We start from the raw sequence: 17,677 nt of genomic DNA, 5'->3' as shown, positions 1-17,677 counted from the left end.
TTCATTTACTCTCTAGCCATTCTGTTTGCAATAAACCAAATTGATAAATATCAAATTCACCACGGTGGTCTTTGAAATGTTTTCGTAATACACCTTCTTGGACAAAGCCCATTTTCTTATGAAAACTTAATGACTTTTCATTGAAGTCTAAAACCTGTCCAAAAATCTTTTTAAAATTCAGTTGTTCAAAAGCATAATTTAATGCTGTAAGACCTAATAATTTACCCATTCCCTTTTCAGCATCTGGTTTAATGTAGAAGCCCCACTCATATGCTGTACTATTTGGTATGGCAATAAAAGAAACATAACCTTGCGGCTGCTGCTGATATTCAAAAATAAAAAATAAACGATCTGTTTTTGTCTTATTACGCTCAAACCAATTTAAATGGTCATTTAAAGCAATAATATCCGAATTGACCATCCACTTACGAATATCATCATGGTTTCGCCAAAGTAAAACGACCTCTAAATCTTCAGGCGCTAATACTCTAAGCTTTGCATCGGTCTTTATCATGCTGGAAACTCCCTAGAAAGAATTACTTTTAATAAGTAATCAACTCCCAAGCCATCTGTAATTTCATAAGCGTTTTGCTGCATTTGTTCAGTTTGCACCTGAGCCAATTCCAAAGCAGCTAATAGCTTTTCTTCTATTTCTGTTTGATCTAAAGAAATTGCTGCGCCTAAACGATCTAAATGTTGAGCAATCATTTTCTGATTGTCTGCCATACAAATCATAACGGTAGGCAATCCCAGACAGCATCTTTCCCAGGCTGTGCTCCCAGCAGCTCCAATAGCCAGATCATGCTCCGCCATTAAGTCAGCCATATTATTGGCATTGATTAAAACCTTATTTCGAAAAGGTAAATTTTCGGCCTGTTTAATAACTGAATCTCTATATGGAGCATTTAAACCCATCACAACAGTAACATTCAAAGCTTTTAGATTATTGCTTTGCGATAATATATCTAAGACAGCACCAGTTAAATTATCTTTATCTACACCACCTAAATTGATTAAAACGCGGACATATTCTGAATCATAGACCCTAGGATTTTGTTCTAACCATAAACGTTTTTCATGAAATTCTGGCCGCAATAATGCATATTTCGCTCCTATTAAATACTGAGCAGCACGCTGATTGATCTGTTCGTAATCAAGCACCGTATTCGCTAAACCGCAATCTAAAATGATATCTGCATCATGCAATCTGTTTGCTAAATCATCAATTACAGCTACACGGATTAGCTTAAATGATTGTCGAACTACCTTTTGCCAATTCACAGACAAAGCATAATGATCGACCACAACCCAATCAGCATTTTCTTTTTTTAGGATTGCCACTGTTTCGTCAGCATCCTGCTGTTCAGTTACCCCCAGCCATCTCTGATATTCTGAACCAGACTCAGAAATATTATTTTCAGCTTCAGTTAAGGCATATACCTTATAACCACGCTGTCTGACAAACTCAATTAAATGTCCTGGATGCTGTCTGCATACAAAAAAGCTTTCATGTCCTTGCTGTACCAAAGCATCAGCAATTGTTAAACAACGAATCACATGCCCTGAACCTATTTGCAGAGACGCATCAGCTCTAAAACAAAATTTCATCTTAATTTATAAAAACTCGATATAAAGAGAAAGTCATTTGTATAACATTTATTTAAATAGCCACAATTATGGATTACCAACAGGTCCATCCTCCATCTACAACAATATTAGTACCATTGACATAAGATGAAGCAGAAGATGCTAAAAATAATGTTGGGCCTTTGATTTCTTCAGTTTGACCGATACGCTCCATTGGTACTTTTTTACTTAGCGTTTTAATAAAAGAGGGTGCTGTAATTTGCACTTGCTCTGATGGAAAAGGACCTGGAGAAATAGCATTTACCCGAATTTTTTCCGCGCCAAACTCACAAGCAGCATATTTGGTCCATTGTAATAGTGCTGCTTTTGCAGCACCATAAAATGGAGGGTTCGTATCTTTAGAAGATACATATATACTTTGATCAGGGCTAACCATTGCGTACATTGAAGCAATATTGATGATTGAAGCATCCTGCTTTTCCTCAACAGCTAATCTTAAATTAGGTAATAATGTCTGAATTAAATTATGAGCTGCAACAAGAGTAATATCATAGCTTGTAAGATATGAATCCCCGCCACTCACTTCGATGTTACCAGCACCACCAACATAAGCATTGTTTATAATAATGTGGATTGGATTCCCTTGTTGCTTTAAAGCAAAAGATTGAATTTCATTCAATGAAGAGACATCAAAGGCTGCACTTTCTGCTATAAAACCAGCATCAAGAATTTTCTGCACTAATACATTACAACGTTCTACTGATCTAGAATTGACCAATACCTTTGCTCCTGCTTCTGCTAGAATTAAGGCCATTGAAGTACCTAAATAACCTGTTGCTCCAGTGATTAATGCAGTTTTTCCCTTTAATGAAAAAATTTCTGTTCCTTTTTGCATCCACTCAACTCCAAAGTGCAGGATTTAACGTTATTTCTTCAACTTTAGGTCTTGAACTTAGTATTAATTCAAGTTCCTGAGCCGAAAAATGAGGTAAACACAAAATTTTTATATTTTCTTGAAGTTGTTCAAGTGATTCAACACCTATAACAATGCCATCAACCCACTCAAGTGAATTAACGAATTTCAGACAGAACTCCATATTCGACTGGGTTTTCATAATACATTGTTGTTGATCAAACCAACGTAAAATAGACTCTGCTTCAGAAACATTCGCTTTGTGCCAATGTTTTATATCCTTACTGGTGAGTAATCCTTGTAGTAGGCTACTCCGAACATGAATTTTTAAATCTCTTTCCCTTTTTTTTGTAATTATTTCTGGAATAAGTTGGTCCCAACGCCAATCTAAAACATTATATGGCATTTGGATGATTTCCACGGCAGGGTTATTTAAAGCCCTCTTCAATTCTGCCGGTGTCTGCACTGAGACACCTAATGTATTCAATAGCCCACTCTCTTTATGTGTCAACAATCTAGCCCAAATACCACCATTCAAACAGTCTAAATGTTCAGCTCGATGTAACATAAAGATATCCAGTTTAGGTACCCTTAGTTTAGTGCAGGATTGATATATACTTTCATCTACCAATGCATTAATTAAATAAGTTGTAGCGTTCAAAGGTATATCATTAAGTGGAGACAATTTAGTAATAGTTCTAGCTCGCCCTTCCCAGCCAGTTTTAAGAACATTTCCTAAAACCTCTTCACTACTACCATAAGCACGAGCTGTATCAATGGAAGCAGCACCATTAGAAATAGCCATTTTTATAATTTCTTCTGCACACTTTACTTTGACCTTACCCACTTTATTGGTAATACCATAGCTCAAACCTAGTTGTGCTGTTCCTAAGACCAATTTTTTTGCAAGATTTGAATCTATAGGTTGATAAGAACCTAAATTCTTCAGTTGCTGAGCTAAATCAAATGAAACTACACTAATTGGACACTCGGCTTCTTTAAAAAGCTGCTGTATCATTAAATAGTCATCTAAGCAATCTACTGTACAACGATAATTCCCGAGATTTAAAGATTCATACTTTCTAAAATACGTTTCACCAAATTTACGTCTTATAAATGGTGTTACATGTTCTAAATCAAATTTATCACTTGTAGACCTATCGGCCTCTCTTAAATGGCTTAAACGAGTTAACTCAACACTCATTCCATAAGGCAAGCCAGATTGTTCACCATTACAGCATAAATATTCCACACCACTGTCATGGAAGCTCTGCTCCAATTCATCCAACAGCCGTCCATCAGGAACAACATTATCTGCCGTTAATCTAAAAACCAAAGTCTGGTCATCATAATCTTCAAGCGCAGAAACGATTCTATTTAGGGTGTTATTTAAACTTCCTCTATAACATTGAATACCATACTCGTGAACAACTGAATAAAGCATATCATCAGTTTTTTCATCAGAAGTCGTGACGATAACATTACGTCCAGTATTTCCAGCTCTTTTTGCTGCCAATACAACTAATGGAAAACCTCTCAAATGTAATAATACTTTCCCTGGTAAGCGCGAAGAATTTGTTCTTGCCTGTAAAATTACAACGCTTTTCAAAGCAGTACCTCTTTTAATACAGACTGTATGAAGCCTATCTGCTCTTGTGTTAAATCTGGGAACATTGGTAGGCTAATTGCAGCATCGTAATAGGCTTCAGCTTGAGGGAAATCCCCCTGTTTAAAGCCTAATTGTTGGTAATACGGTTGGCTATGTACAGGAATATAATGCACATTCACCCCAATTCCTTTTTCACGTAGCGCTTCAAAAACCTGTTTACGCCCCTTAGTCAATTTATCTAACTCTAAACGAATGACGTATAAATGCAGTCCCGAATAGGTTTCTGGTAATTGATAAGGGAGAATAATTGGTAAATCTTTTAGTATCTCGTTATATTTTTTCGCAATTTCATGTCGTTGAGCTACAAAACTATCTAAGCGTGTTAACTGTGTAACCCCTAAAGCCGCCTGTAATTCGGTCATACGATAGTTATAACCTAACTCAACCTGCTGATAATACCAAGGACCTTCAGAAGGCTTGGTCATAAAGTCTGGATTTCTGGTTACCCCATGACTACGTAATAAATCAATCTGCTTAGCAAGTTCTTGATTATTAGTAAGTGCCATTCCACCTTCAGCTGTAGTAATAATTTTTACAGGATGGAAACTAAAAATCGTAATATCTGCATATTGGTTACCACCAATATAATTTCCTTGATATTTTCCACCAATTGCATGAGAAGCATCTTCAATAATACTGAAACCATATTCTTGTGATAACGCATGGATTCTCTCCATATCACAAGATTGTCCGCATAAATGCACAGGCACAACAATTTTAGGTAATTTATTTTGCTGTTTTGCAGCTTCTAATTTCACCTGAAGTGCATCAACAGACATGTTATACGTCTGTGGATCAATATCAACAAAATCGACATCAGCACCACAATATAACGCACAGTTTGCCGATGCAACAAAGGTGATAGGAGATGTCCAAAGGACGTCTCCTTGTTTTAGTCCCAATGCCAAACAAGCAACATGTAAAGCAGATGTGGCACTATTCATTGCAAAAGCATATTTTGCTCCTACATGCTCAGCAACCAATTTTTCAAATAAAGGGACTTGCGGCCCTTGGGTTAAGAAATCTGATTGTAAAACCTGAACAACCGCATCAATATCAGCCTGATTTATATTTTGTTTGCCATATGGGATAAACATTAGATTTTTCCTATTTTCTCAGCGTTAGCATCAATCCATTTTTGAAGGTCTGCGGGACTCATCCACTCACTATTATTATCACTTGCATAATGGAAACCTTCTGGCACTTTCTTACCGTCTTTGATACGTTCTTGAGTCTCAGCCCAATCATTAATTACAGGTAAGATTTTATAGTGCTCTGGATATTCGTAAGTATAGAAAGAATCTTCTACACCAATCATTTGCTCATGTAGCTTTTCACCTGGACGAATTCCAACAATTTCTTGCTTCGCTTCTGGCGCAACCACAGTTGCTAAATCAGTAACATTCATCGAAGGAATTTTTTTCACATAAATTTCCCCACCGACCATGTCATCAAATGCATGCCAAACCAATTCAACGCCTTGCTCTAAAGAAATCATAAAGCGAGTCATACGGCTATCTGTAATCGGCAATACGCCCTGATCTTTAATTGACATGAAGAAAGGAATCACTGAACCACGTGAACCCATTACATTTCCATAACGAACAACGGAGAATTTAGTACCATGTTCACCCGCATAGGCATTTCCCGCAACGAATAATTTATCTGATGCTAGTTTTGTTGCACCATATAAATTAATTGGGCTACTTGCCTTATCTGTTGAAAGTGCAACAACACCTTTTACACCTTTATCAATACAAGCATCAATTAAGTTCATCGCACCATTGATATTGGTTTTAATGCACTCAAAAGGATTGTATTCAGCAGTCGGTACAATTTTAGTTGCCGCAGCATGTACAACATAATCAACGCCATCCAATGCTCGGTATAAACGTTCTTTATCTCTTACATCACCAATGAAGAAACGGACACGCTTATCATCTTTGAATTTTTTCGCCATTTCCCATTGTTTCATTTCATCACGAGAAAAAATAATAATTTTCTTCGGATTATATTTTTCCAAGGTCATTGGAATAAAAGTATTACCAAACGATCCTGTACCACCAGTGATTAATATTGTTGAGCCTTTTAACATTATTTCCTCTAAATTTTACATTTGGGATCACCCTCAAGCCACCCCAAGACGCTATAAAAAAGTCTTTCAAGACAAATGAATCAGAATTTTCTAATCTATTGCAAAATAAAAAAGTAAATTCAAAAAATAGATACTAAGTTGCATTCTAAAAACACCTTGATATCTATTTACACCTTAAACTAAACCAATTTTTTCTCGAACTAATACCCTCTTAACAGCATAACTGTCGTTATAAATCCAATGCGACTTTTGCAGCGATCGCAATTTGATAAAGTACCTGTGTTATTCCTCGTGTTAATTCTACGACTTTTGTTTGAGCCTTTGGTAACACCAGGATTTCATCACCCTGTCTAATTTTATAGCGCTTACTGACTAATTCTGATTCGCCATTTTGGTGGATCACCACCAATTTCGATTTATTCGATTTCTGAGTAAAACCACCGACCTGATCAATATAAGACCCTGCAGACATGTTAGGTTGCCACACCACACCATTTGGAAAAGTAACCTCTCCATGTACCATAATCACCGAAGTCTTCTCAGGGACATTTAAAATATCGCCATTTTCTAAGATTACATCATCAAAATCTTTGGCATTTAGTACCACTTGCCCTTTAGGCTCTATAGTACGTGCTTTGGCAATAAACTGCTTTACCAGCTCTGCATCTTTGACGCGTAGATTAGCTTCTTCTTGGGTCGTTGAACGTACAGAAAATGTTGCTTCTTCAAGTTTATCTAAAGAAACGTTTAACATTTCCTTTTGTCGTTTTGCAACCGATAACCGATAGAGCTGCAACGCTTCAACCTCAGAAAGCTTATTTGGTTGAATTTGCTTAAGGACTTCTGAAAGTTTAGAGCCATAAGGTAATACTACGGCATGTGCGCCATTATGTGCACCTTCAATCCGCACCTGAATAGTCCCTGCATAACGATCTGCAGTCACTGTTAAGATATCACCATCTTCAATTACCACATTATTTGCGGCAGATAGCGGATAATATTCACTGCGGTATTCGCTGCCCTGACGACGCATAATACTGACATTAGTAGCACCTGGCTTTAACTTGGCAACTGATAGGGCTTGTGCAACGGTTACCTCTGGGACATTAAACTCAAAGTCATAAGCATTAAAAACTTCGCCAGCAACAGAGAAGGTATGACTACGGGGTGCAACAACAACGACATCACCATCACGAAAACTAAATGGTTGCAATTTACCCGCAATTAGAAAATCATAAAGGTTAACATATTGTTTTAATTGACCATTACGCATAATCCGAATATCAACATAACTACCTCGTTGTGCATCAACCCCACCGGCGCGATCTAAATAAGCCAAGACGCTGTCATTCGCGACACCACCATAAGCACCTGGCTGATTGACGAAACCTGTGACCATAACTTTTACAGGTTGTGCTTGTACCAATGCCGCATATACTCCAACATTGGCCACATAGGTTTTACGCACATAGCTTTCAATCAATAACTGTAATCGACCATTGGTCGTACCAACAACTTTGACTGGTCCAACATTCGGAATAAAAATATTACCTTGTGGGTCAACCGTTAAAGTTCCTGCAAACTGATAAGCCCCCCAGAGACGTAAATTAATATTATCACCTGGATTAAGTACATAACTATCATTAAAAGTTGAGCCTGCGGTACTGGCAAAAGCCCCTTTAAATAATTGCTCACCAAACATTTTGGTAGGTGCAGAATATTTTTGTGCACTACTTGGAGAAAGCCCCACCACTGATTGGCTCGGTAAAATGGTATTATCTGGAATGCTATTCTTTGCATTCATTTGCAAAACATTATCTGCTAACTCTTGTGGTAACAGTGTTTGGGTATCTGCAGCAAAACTATGAAATGACGACATCGCAAGCATACTGGTAAATAGTATTTTTTTCATCGCACTTACTCCTTATGCTCACGGATAATCGAGTAAATCAACATCGTGATACCAAATAAAATATTTAAAATTAGAAAATAGGTTGCAATCAAATAAAGCGTACGTGGATAAATTGCATCCTGTGCACGCTCAGGTGTAGAGACTACCACTAATTTTTTTAGTTTCCGTGATGCTTCTAAACGCGCCTTTTCAAGTGACGCAAGCGAAAGCTTATACAGATCCGTTGCAAAGTTGACATTGGCTTTTAATGCCTCAAAATCAGCGACACTCTTATTCAACTTACTGGTATTGGGTGAGGTAAGTTTAGCTTTTTCCTCGGCAATCTGTTTCTGTACCGATTCAATCTGACTACGAATAGCGACAATTTGTGGTGTTGTTTCATTTAAGTAGCTTAACGAAGTTCTTTCTTCAGTACGCAACTGCGCCAAGTTAGATTCTAGACTCGCTACAATTGTGGCAATCGCTTGTGCTTGTGCTTGCGGGTCATACATTTGATTCTGATTTTGATATTCCAGTAAAGCATCACGAGAAGTCTCTAATTGCTGTTTAGCATCATTAAGCTGCTTTTCCGCAAACTTAAGCTGTTCTTCTGCAATCTGTTGAGAGAGATCATTAATAAATACTTCACTATTTTTTAAAATTTCCTGATTCAAACGTAACGCAAAGCCTGAACTAAAACCCTGAGAAGAAATCGTCATCATCATGGTCTTTTCATCTAAATTCACTTGAATTCGTTGGTTAAAATATTTAACCAACTCTTCGATAGAAGCATCTGAACTGAGACCAAATACAGGATCATTTTGTACAATAAAAGCTTTTCGTAAGTTCAATTTTTTATCTAAACTTTCCACCATATTTCGAGAAGTAATATATGCAGTTAAAATATGCGCATCTTCGCTATTGGTATTACTAACACCTAATAAAGTACTTAGTCCACTTGATGCCTCAACATTCGAAACTTCACCCACTTGTTTAACCAGTAAAGTAGATTGCGATACATAACGCTGTTGTGCAAAAAAGACCAGATAAGCAATGATGATGAATAAGGGCAACATCACAATCATGATGTAGCTGATCACTAAACCTTTATTTGTTATTGATCGCATACGCTTTATAGACCTCTATTGCCTCTGCAATATCTTCAAAAAATTCAGCTTGACCATTACGCATCAGAAAAGCCACATCACAATTACGGGTCAAATCATTTAAATCATGAGACACCATGATAATATTAGATTGTTGCTTTAGCTCATCTAATAGGACCTGACTCTTCTTTCTAAAATTAGCATCACCTACCGCGCCAGCTTCATCAAGCAAATAATAATCAAAATTAAATGCCATACTTAAACCGAAACCAATTCTTGAACGCATTCCGGAGGAATAACTTTTTATTGGCATATCAAAGTATTTGCCAATATCAGCAAAAGATTCGACAAAATCAATGACACGATCTACTTCATCTTCATGGCTTAGATATAAACGCGCCACAAAACGAACATTTTGACGAGCTGTAAGACTCCCCTGGAATCCACCAGACAAAGCTACTGGCCATGAAATAGACTTATTCGTTAGCACCTTTCCACTATCAGGAAAGTCTATTCCACCAATAATTCGAAGTAAGGTACTTTTCCCAGCACCATTTTTACCTAAAATCGCAACACTTTTATTTTCTGGCAAAACAGCATTAAGATTTTTAAATACATAATGCCGTCCCTTTGGCGTCACATATGATTTTGTCAAATTTTTGAGTTCGATCATTTAGACTTCACCATTTGCTGTTCAAAACGCTTATACAGCAATAACCCTAACAACAAACTCGCAATCCACCATGACAGAACATAGGATAAGGATATGCCCTGAACTAATGGATAAGTTGGCGCGATACTATGCCGCATCAACTCTAAAATATGTATTAATGGATTCCATAATAAATATTTCTGATATTCAACTGGAACGATATGAATTGAATAGAGCACGCCAGATAAAAGATAGAGTATAAAAAATATTCTTGAGACAAATTTATTAATTTCTTGCGAGATATGCCCTATCACCAATAAAATTAAGCCAATTCCGAACGTAAATAGGAATAGTACAAGCCAATAACCTAATAACTGAGGAATTCCATCAACACCAATATGAAAGCCAAACCACACCAAAACTAAACTAAATAAGACATAGACAACAAAATGTAATAAAAGTTCTAAAAAACCTCTTGCGATTAGGGTATCGATTGGCTTAACTGGCCTATAACTGAATAGTCCTTTATTTGCCTGAATAGCACCCAAAGCTTGGGTTGCGATTTTCCTAAACATAAAGAAAGGCAAAATCCCATTAATGAGAAAAACCTCAAAGTCCATACCAGGAATCATCCTTTGGCGAAGTGTTCCGAATAAGACCAACATGAAACCAATATGTAGTGCAGGCTCTAATAGAATCCAGAAATAGCCAAGGCGGAATTGACCAAAACGGGTTTGCAACTCTCGTAAAAAAAGCGCACGAACTGAAGCATACATGACTCGCAGTCCGCCACGGGGTTTTAACCGTGGTAATCCTTTTAACCTGGATGTTTGCTCATCCATCCGACCCCCTGTGAGTGCTTAATCTTTGCACTAGCCTTATTTTCCAGCGAAGCTTAAATTATTTTTTCGAAAAGTTAAAGTTTCAAAATGTTCCATAATTTATGAATACGAGAAAGTTCTTCTATTAAAAAAATGTCAAATTAGGGCACGGATTAAAGCAGAAGAGGTCAGTAGATCACACAGATAACTAAAATACATATCTTTCAAAAAGTTATAAATCAAAAGTCAACCACCCCAATGTGCAAGGTAGGGAAAAATAGTGTAGTGAATTGTTATTTCAATAACAATTCACATAATTAAGTTACTCGTCTTCGTCGTAAATATAGCTCATACAACCCCAACCATCATACTCGCCATTGAACTCTTTGGCGATCTTGGTCATCCATTCTTCCAAGTCTTCAATATCTTCATATTCCAAAATCATGTTGACATGGATATTGAGTACCCAAAGATCAGAACCATCTGAATGGACTTCTTCCTGAAAAAGTGAAATTTTTTGTTCTTGGTGTAAAAGATGCAAGGCACATTTTTCAACCTGTTCTTGTTTTTCAAAAACAATTGAAAATTCGACTTCATGTGGCTCGTTGAGTTCATTACCATCTTCAACCATCTGCCATAGCACGTTGCCATTATCATTGTCTGGGAATTGGTCATAGTCGCGAGTCATATACATATCCTTTGTTGTGTTTTGGACTTGATATTTGGCTATAGATTAACCGATTTTTATGTCATTTTTTAGACGGATTAATAGCAATATTGTAGTCAAAAAACGATCAAAGTAAACGTCTTGAGACTCCTGTGTCTCAACGTAATACGATGCCCAGTACGATCTGATCAAGGCAAGCTATGCCATTTTCATAGATCGGTTCTGCATAGTCTCTAAACACATCTCGCTCAATATGCGACAGACGAAATCCACATTTCTGATAAAGCGCCAGTTGATCCAGACTGGAGTTGCCCGTTTTGACCCATAATGTTTGGATATTTTGTTCTCTGGTATTTTCAATGGCAAATTGAATCAAAGCTTTGGCAAGCCCCTGTTTTTGATAGCGTGAATCTACGGCTAGATTTTTAATTTCAGCTTGATCATCTGTTCTAAATAAACAAAGTTGCGCAATGATCTGTGCCTGATCATTCAACATGAAAAACAGGTTTGACTGCAATAAATAGGTTAAGACCTGCTGCCAACTTGGATCAGCTTCTAATAAAAGTGGCTTTAATTGCAGTTGCTGTATCTCTGAGAGTGCTGTCCATTCAGCCTGTTGAATCGAATACATGCGCTGGCCTATTTCTGGTCGTGTTTAGAACTTTAGCTCAGAATGGAGTTCAACTGCATGCTTTTTTAAAGGATGTTGAAATGCCAAATAAGCCGCATGCAGCGCCATACGTTGTAAATGAAATTTGGCAGGTTCAGGATGATAGAGTTTATCGCCCATAATCGGATGGCCGATGTGCATCATATGCACGCGTAATTGATGGGAACGGCCTGTGACTGGTTCTAAGCGAACACGACTTTGATGCGTTACTGCATCATAGTGCATCAGTTGAAATAAGGTCTTGGCAGGCTTACCCAACTCAAAGTGCACCATCTGACGCGGACGGTTTTCCCAATCGGTAATCAGCGGGACTTCCACACTGCCCTCGCGCTGAATCTGCCCCTGTACCAAGGCTACATAATATTTTTTGACGGTACGTGCCTGAAACATTTTACTAATGGCTACTTCTGCATCACGGTGTTTGGCAAACATGAGTAAGCCTGAAGTTGCCATATCCAGACGATGCGTGACTTTGGCAGTAGGATATTTTTCTAAAACCCGTAAATAGGCACTGTCCTGATGTTCAGGTAAACGCCCCATCACAGACAATAGCCCAGCAGGCTTATTGATCACCAGTAAATCATCATCTTCATAGATAATCTCTAAAGGATCTTGTGGCGGGGTATAAATAAAATTGTCGTTTAGAGCCATGGCAGCAGAACAAATTGAATCGGATACAGGATGGGGAGTGATTATAGTTGCGCCAACGGCTTTCGCAACCGCTGATTTTCCTCATCGCTGTTACGATCAAGATGGTGTTTTTAAGCCCTTGCCCAAACCTTGTTTATAAATCTCTTCTAATGTAGCAATGTCCCGATTTAAAAACGCAATCAGGTAATCTTTGACACGCGCCAAGCTCAATTGTTTAAACGAAATACTGTCTTTGCTTTTACGCGTGACTAAGCCAAATAAATCTTTTTTAGGAATGATGACCGGAATATCACTGTCCAGTTTGAATTCAAGCTGCTGTGACTTGGCATAGGCATCCAGAATAATCACGATGCTATGCTCGCTACGATGGTCAGTGACCATAAAACTGGTATCGGCACCATTGAGTTGTAATTGACGAACCAACTGCTGACGCCAAGTCATTTCGTCAAACTTGGTTAAAATCGTTGCCAAATCAAAGCGACCGACATGATCGATGTCATTGTGATTCATTTGATGTGGATAGCGGATTTTAAGCTCGAACTCATTCATTATAGTGCTGACCTATAGCTGTGATTTTTTGATTTATTAATATAAAAACAATTATATCACTTTGTTTTTTAATATAAAAATATCGACTTATATTCACAATATTCAGATTACAGGATTGGTTTCACACTCAGTTTTAGTTTTATTGATCTAGTTTTTATTATTTTGATCGAATTATTGATGTTCTCTTCAATTAAATTTTTTAGGGTATCAAGGGAAAACAGAGGTTGTTTACTTCAACACCTATGACTTTGTAAGCCATAACCTTTGCCTATAAACTTTTGATCTATAGCGTCCTAAGCCGAATCGAGACCTTTTGGGTTCGTACACACTTGCTTTATAAGCGTCGGTGCATGCTACTCTTTTCGATCCCTTTCACACCCTTGAGACATAGTTTAAGCAGATCACGGTGGGATTGTTTTCCTAAAAACTGCTATTTTTAGCAATCAATGAAATAATTTTGCACACTACATTCTAAAAGTTAAAATATTTCCCATATCTAACAAAAAACCACAATTTATATTCCGATAAAATCAAATTTACATGTGTATTTTTTCAAATAAAGCTTCTCATCTAAGCCCAAATCACCATAATCGCTGCTACAATCACTAGCCACAGGCCTAAATGATCAGTTTTAGCGAGTTTTTCCTTAAAAAAGAAGACTGAGATTAATAGACTAAATAGAATTTCGACCTGACCCAGCGTTTTCACAATCGCCACAGTCTGCATACTCATGGCACTAAACCAGCCGACGGACGCCAAAAAGCTACAGATACTCACTCTTAAGGTTAAGCCAACACGTTGCCACATTTTATACAAGGTCGGGCGGCGGAAAAATCCGAGATAGACCAACAGTACGATGCATTGAAAACTGATCAAACTGCACAGTACCCAAGCAGCACGATGTAAGAATGGCAACATGCTCAGTTCTAAACTGGCTTCACGCACCAATAAAGAGGTTATGGCAAAACACAGGCCACTCCCGAGTCCAATCATCAAGGTTTTAAAGGACAGATCGGACTGTTGCTTGCCTTTACTGAGTAAAAATACCGCAAGCCCTCCAATCACCACCCCAACCCAACCCCAAGTACTGAGATGTTCCTGTAAAAACAAAACACCAACTAGAGCTGCCAAGATCGCTTCACTTTTAGCCAGTCCAACCCCAATGGCATAGTTTTTTTGCTGGAATAGTTTCACCATTAAAGCAGTGGCATAGATTTGGCTAATGCCTGCAATCACAATATACAGCCAGAATTTATCGGAAAAATGCACTGATGCTGTAACCGGTTGATGCCAATAGAGAAAGGCCAAATAGCTAAATGCAAAGATCGGTGAAAAGATAAATCTCGCCAGTGTGGTGCCATAGACATCCACGCTCGTACTGAGTTGTTTTTGAAATGCATTGCGCCAAGCCTGCATAAATGCAGCCATGAGCGTGAACAGAATCCAAGTAAGCATCATAAGCTTGAACGCAATATTGTCAGTGCCGCTAATTTACGCTGTTCTGACTGGTTTTTCGATAGGCGTCAGTGCTTAAAAACTTAAATCATCAAAGTCCTTTATTTTGGATAGATAAATTGGCACCTGATTGATTTTGCTCCATGTTTCTTTAAACTTTGGATCTTGTTCTGGGTCTTGGCTTAAATTGTCACGAAAAACCTTTTTGCCTGTTAAAAAATTAATACTGGTTTCACTTTGAATGAGCGGGCCATGATTGCTTGAATTATCATATCCAATCAGGCGCAGATCATTGCCTTCCAGGCGAAATAGATAACGCCAGTAGCCATAACGTCCATGCGAATAATAAACGCTCAGCAGATTGTTTTTAATTTCCATCCATAGCTCAGGCGGGAAATAGACACCGCCATCTTCATTTTCAGAGCTAAAACAATTGAGATTGCTGACAATAGCTTTGTATTTGCCTTTTTGATTCAGCAATACAATCACGCCACGGCGGTTGCGGTCTAAATGTCCATAATATTCATGTTCAACCAAGGCTTTGGGATCGGTGGCTTTGACCATTAACACCACATCCTTCAAGCCATCTTTATTCAGATCGCCTTCAATGGCTTTAAAGAGTTGGTATTTTGCAGGGATATAGGCTTGATAGGTGACTTTATCTTTACGTAGTTGAAGCGCTTCCTCTGTCGGTTGTTCTTGGGCGAAGCTGACTTGCGGCAATGCAGATAGGCTTAAAAAGCCGAATAAGGCGGCAATGAGTTGAGTCTTTATCATCTTTTTATCTCATCATTCAGGTGGTTATTGATGCTATTTCTTTTATAAACAATGACTGAATTTCTCTTGGCATTTTGCGCGAATTCAACCTGCGGCAACAATCTTCAAACTTGTGACCTGTTCTTAAAAACTTAAATAATCAAACTCTTTAATTTTCGATAGATAGATTGGGGCTGGATTAATTTTACTCCATTTCTCCTTAAATTTTGGCTCACCTTCAAAGTCTTGACTTAAATTGTCACGAATAACTTTCTTTGCTGTTAAAAAGTTAATACTGGTTTGGCTTTCAATATAAGGCCCATGATTGCTTGAATTGTCATAACCAATCAGACGAAGGTCATTGCCTTCCACGCGAAATAGATAACGCCAATAGCCATAGCGTCCATGGGCAAAGTGTATATTCAGCACATTATTGTTAATTTCTAAGCGTATATCAGGGGCGAAATAAACACCACCGTCTTCATTTTCCGAGTAAAAACAACTTAAGTTACTGACAATCGGCTTGTATTTGCCTTTTTCATTAAGTAATACAATCACACCACGGCGGTTAATATCGATACGACCACGATACTCATGTTCAACAAAATCTTGGGGATCGGTTGCTTTCACCATCAGCACGACATCGTTTATGCCATCTTTATTCAAGTCACCTTCAATGGCTTTAAATAAACGATATTTTGCAGGGATATAGGCTTGATACGTGACTTGGTCTTGGCTTAATTTAAGCTCTTCCGCTGTCGGTTGTTCTTGAGCAAAGCTGAGTTGTGGCAGTATCGATAAGCCAGATAATACGAATAATGCGGCAATCACTTGAGCTTTCATAAGTCCACCATTTTTGATATGGAATGATATTGAAATCCAATATCCGCTTCCAAATAATCAAACTAAGATTTCCTATATTGTTTTATTTAAGACATATCTTTGAATCACTTGATCTAAAGTAATTTCAGAATGCAGACAACCGCTATTTGCTTGAATCACTTTTGCAGAAGCCAAATTGGCTTTATAGCAATGTATATGCAATTGCGTTAAGCCCAGTCCCCATGCTTCCTGAATAGTAAGTTCCAGCAACTTAGCGCCAAAGTTTTGTCTGCGTTTAGAAGGACGAATCCCTAAACCAATATGTCCACCACAATATTCAATTTCTGCATTGAGCTGAGGTCGTAAATTACATACCCCGATAACTTCATTATCGTCTACTAACCAATAGGTCATATTGGCAACATGTCCCTCTTGTAAAGACTGCCCTTTTTCATATTGTTCTAATTTATGCAAAAACTTGTCAAAATCTGTGTGATCAAAGTCTAGTGTTAGTGGATAACGTTCTTCATCAGCAAGTTCATTAATATAGTCGTTATAACTCTGTTTAAACCTTGCGTGAGGTTTTACCAAACGAAGTGACATCTACTCATTACTCCTAAAGAAGCGTTTTTATTATCTGTATTCACAATATAAAAATGATAGATTTGAAAATATAAGCTTATAGTGAATGAGTGACTTGCTCTTGGCGTTTTGAACGAATCCATCGTGCAGCAATGATAATAAAAATAATCACCAAGACCGTAATCACCACAGGCATGATAAAGGCCAAAATCGACAATACGATTGAGCCAATCAACTCACCTGTCGAAATCACGAAATTCCCTAGCCCACCTGTGGTTGCCGTCGAAACTCCGCGTGCTGCAACCGTGCTCATTTGCACCACACCTGCGGTTCCGCCACCGACAATCAGAGCCGCGGCCCAAGTGGCAAACTGAGACATTTCACCACTACTGACTGCCATTGTGGTCAGCGTACCTGCAACCACAGCCGCAGGTGTGGCAATGGTATCTAATAGGTTATCTACCCATGGCACATAATAGGCTGCGATTTCACAGATTGTGGCGAAACCCAGTGCCACACATACTGATGGGATGGCTAACCATTCAAAGCCTTGAGCAGGTTGATACCATCCCATTAAGGTGGCAATACTCATCGCTAATAGCGGCACAAAGACGCGAAAACCGCAGGCTGCGCTGAGTCCAACGCCAATACAGAGTCCTAAAATTGTTTCCATCATGGATTACCTTTCTATGCCTATGACAGGTCTTGTTATTTACATCTTATTTTTAAGGTAACAAAAAGCCCTATCAAGGGATAGGGCTTTTATTCAAACAGTGGGTAACTGTTTGGTA

19 protein-coding genes are annotated in these 17,677 nt (G+C 38.1%); all 19 read right to left on the bottom strand.

Annotation, left to right across the window (positions count from 1 at the left end):
* Window position 1 precedes the first annotated feature (1 nt).
* Window positions 2-514: a UDP-4-amino-4,6-dideoxy-N-acetyl-beta-L-altrosamine N-acetyltransferase gene (gene pseH / locus A7P55_RS12735; RefSeq protein ID WP_171552371.1), complete on the bottom strand. Its 513-nt coding sequence runs from the start codon at window positions 512-514 to the stop codon at window positions 2-4.
* Window positions 511-1,608, bottom strand: a complete 1,098-nt coding sequence (gene pseG, locus A7P55_RS12730) for a UDP-2,4-diacetamido-2,4,6-trideoxy-beta-L-altropyranose hydrolase (RefSeq protein ID WP_171552370.1) — start codon at window positions 1,606-1,608, stop codon at window positions 511-513. Before pseG ends, pseH begins: the two co-directional genes overlap by 4 nt.
* Window positions 1,609-1,681: 73 nt before the next feature.
* Window positions 1,682-2,482, bottom strand: coding sequence for an SDR family oxidoreductase (locus A7P55_RS12725; protein ID WP_171552369.1), 801 nt, complete (start codon window positions 2,480-2,482; stop codon window positions 1,682-1,684).
* Between the two features lie 4 nt (window positions 2,483-2,486).
* Entirely contained in the window at window positions 2,487-4,109 is a 1,623-nt protein-coding gene (locus tag A7P55_RS12720) for an aldo/keto reductase (protein ID WP_171552368.1), read from the bottom strand.
* Entirely contained in the window at window positions 4,106-5,266 is a 1,161-nt protein-coding gene (gene pseC / locus A7P55_RS12715) for a UDP-4-amino-4,6-dideoxy-N-acetyl-beta-L-altrosamine transaminase (protein ID WP_171552367.1), read from the bottom strand. Before pseC ends, A7P55_RS12720 begins: the two co-directional genes overlap by 4 nt.
* Entirely contained in the window at window positions 5,266-6,264 is a 999-nt protein-coding gene (gene pseB / locus A7P55_RS12710) for a UDP-N-acetylglucosamine 4,6-dehydratase (inverting) (protein ID WP_004801866.1), read from the bottom strand. Before pseB ends, pseC begins: the two co-directional genes overlap by 1 nt.
* 229 nt (window positions 6,265-6,493) lie before the next feature.
* Window positions 6,494-8,176, bottom strand: coding sequence for a polysaccharide biosynthesis/export family protein (locus A7P55_RS12705; RefSeq protein WP_171552366.1), 1,683 nt, complete (start codon window positions 8,174-8,176; stop codon window positions 6,494-6,496).
* A 5-nt stretch (window positions 8,177-8,181) separates the two neighbouring features.
* Window positions 8,182-9,282: a capsule biosynthesis protein gene (locus A7P55_RS12700; protein ID WP_171552365.1), complete on the bottom strand. Its 1,101-nt coding sequence runs from the start codon at window positions 9,280-9,282 to the stop codon at window positions 8,182-8,184.
* Window positions 9,263-9,934: an ABC transporter ATP-binding protein gene (locus A7P55_RS12695; protein WP_171552364.1), complete on the bottom strand. Its 672-nt coding sequence runs from the start codon at window positions 9,932-9,934 to the stop codon at window positions 9,263-9,265. Before A7P55_RS12695 ends, A7P55_RS12700 begins: the two co-directional genes overlap by 20 nt.
* Window positions 9,931-10,755, bottom strand: a complete 825-nt coding sequence (locus A7P55_RS12690) for an ABC transporter permease (RefSeq protein WP_171552363.1) — start codon at window positions 10,753-10,755, stop codon at window positions 9,931-9,933. Before A7P55_RS12690 ends, A7P55_RS12695 begins: the two co-directional genes overlap by 4 nt.
* 301 nt (window positions 10,756-11,056) lie before the next feature.
* Window positions 11,057-11,422, bottom strand: coding sequence for a ribonuclease E inhibitor RraB (locus A7P55_RS12685; RefSeq protein ID WP_004801857.1), 366 nt, complete (start codon window positions 11,420-11,422; stop codon window positions 11,057-11,059).
* Window positions 11,423-11,558: 136 nt separating this feature from the next.
* On the bottom strand, window positions 11,559-12,032 hold the full coding sequence (locus A7P55_RS12680; RefSeq protein WP_171552362.1) for a GNAT family N-acetyltransferase: 474 nt from the start codon (window positions 12,030-12,032) through the stop codon (window positions 11,559-11,561).
* 24 nt (window positions 12,033-12,056) lie between these two features.
* Window positions 12,057-12,722, bottom strand: a complete 666-nt coding sequence (locus A7P55_RS12675) for a pseudouridine synthase (protein ID WP_171552361.1) — start codon at window positions 12,720-12,722, stop codon at window positions 12,057-12,059.
* A 96-nt stretch (window positions 12,723-12,818) separates the two neighbouring features.
* Window positions 12,819-13,271, bottom strand: coding sequence for a hypothetical protein (locus A7P55_RS12670; protein ID WP_171548609.1), 453 nt, complete (start codon window positions 13,269-13,271; stop codon window positions 12,819-12,821).
* 570 nt (window positions 13,272-13,841) lie between these two features.
* Window positions 13,842-14,729, bottom strand: coding sequence for an EamA family transporter (locus A7P55_RS12665; protein ID WP_171552360.1), 888 nt, complete (start codon window positions 14,727-14,729; stop codon window positions 13,842-13,844).
* Between the two features lie 72 nt (window positions 14,730-14,801).
* Window positions 14,802-15,503 carry a hypothetical protein gene (locus tag A7P55_RS12660; protein ID WP_171552359.1) on the bottom strand — a complete coding sequence of 234 codons (702 nt, stop codon included), beginning with the start codon at window positions 15,501-15,503 and terminating at the stop codon, window positions 14,802-14,804.
* A gap of 123 nt (window positions 15,504-15,626) precedes the next feature.
* Window positions 15,627-16,325, bottom strand: coding sequence for a hypothetical protein (locus tag A7P55_RS12655; protein ID WP_171552358.1), 699 nt, complete (start codon window positions 16,323-16,325; stop codon window positions 15,627-15,629).
* A gap of 72 nt (window positions 16,326-16,397) precedes the next feature.
* On the bottom strand, window positions 16,398-16,907 hold the full coding sequence (locus A7P55_RS12650; protein WP_171552357.1) for a GNAT family N-acetyltransferase: 510 nt from the start codon (window positions 16,905-16,907) through the stop codon (window positions 16,398-16,400).
* 76 nt (window positions 16,908-16,983) lie between these two features.
* Complete coding sequence (locus tag A7P55_RS12645; RefSeq protein ID WP_171552356.1) at window positions 16,984-17,559, bottom strand: DUF4126 domain-containing protein; 576 nt, start codon at window positions 17,557-17,559, stop codon at window positions 16,984-16,986.
* Window positions 17,560-17,677: the final 118 nt, after the last annotated feature.

Origin of the sequence: Acinetobacter sp. Ac_5812 (assembly GCF_013072695.1) — a bacterium.
GTDB lineage: Bacteria > Pseudomonadota > Gammaproteobacteria > Pseudomonadales > Moraxellaceae > Acinetobacter.
This window is presented reverse-complemented; position numbering and strand designations above follow the sequence as displayed.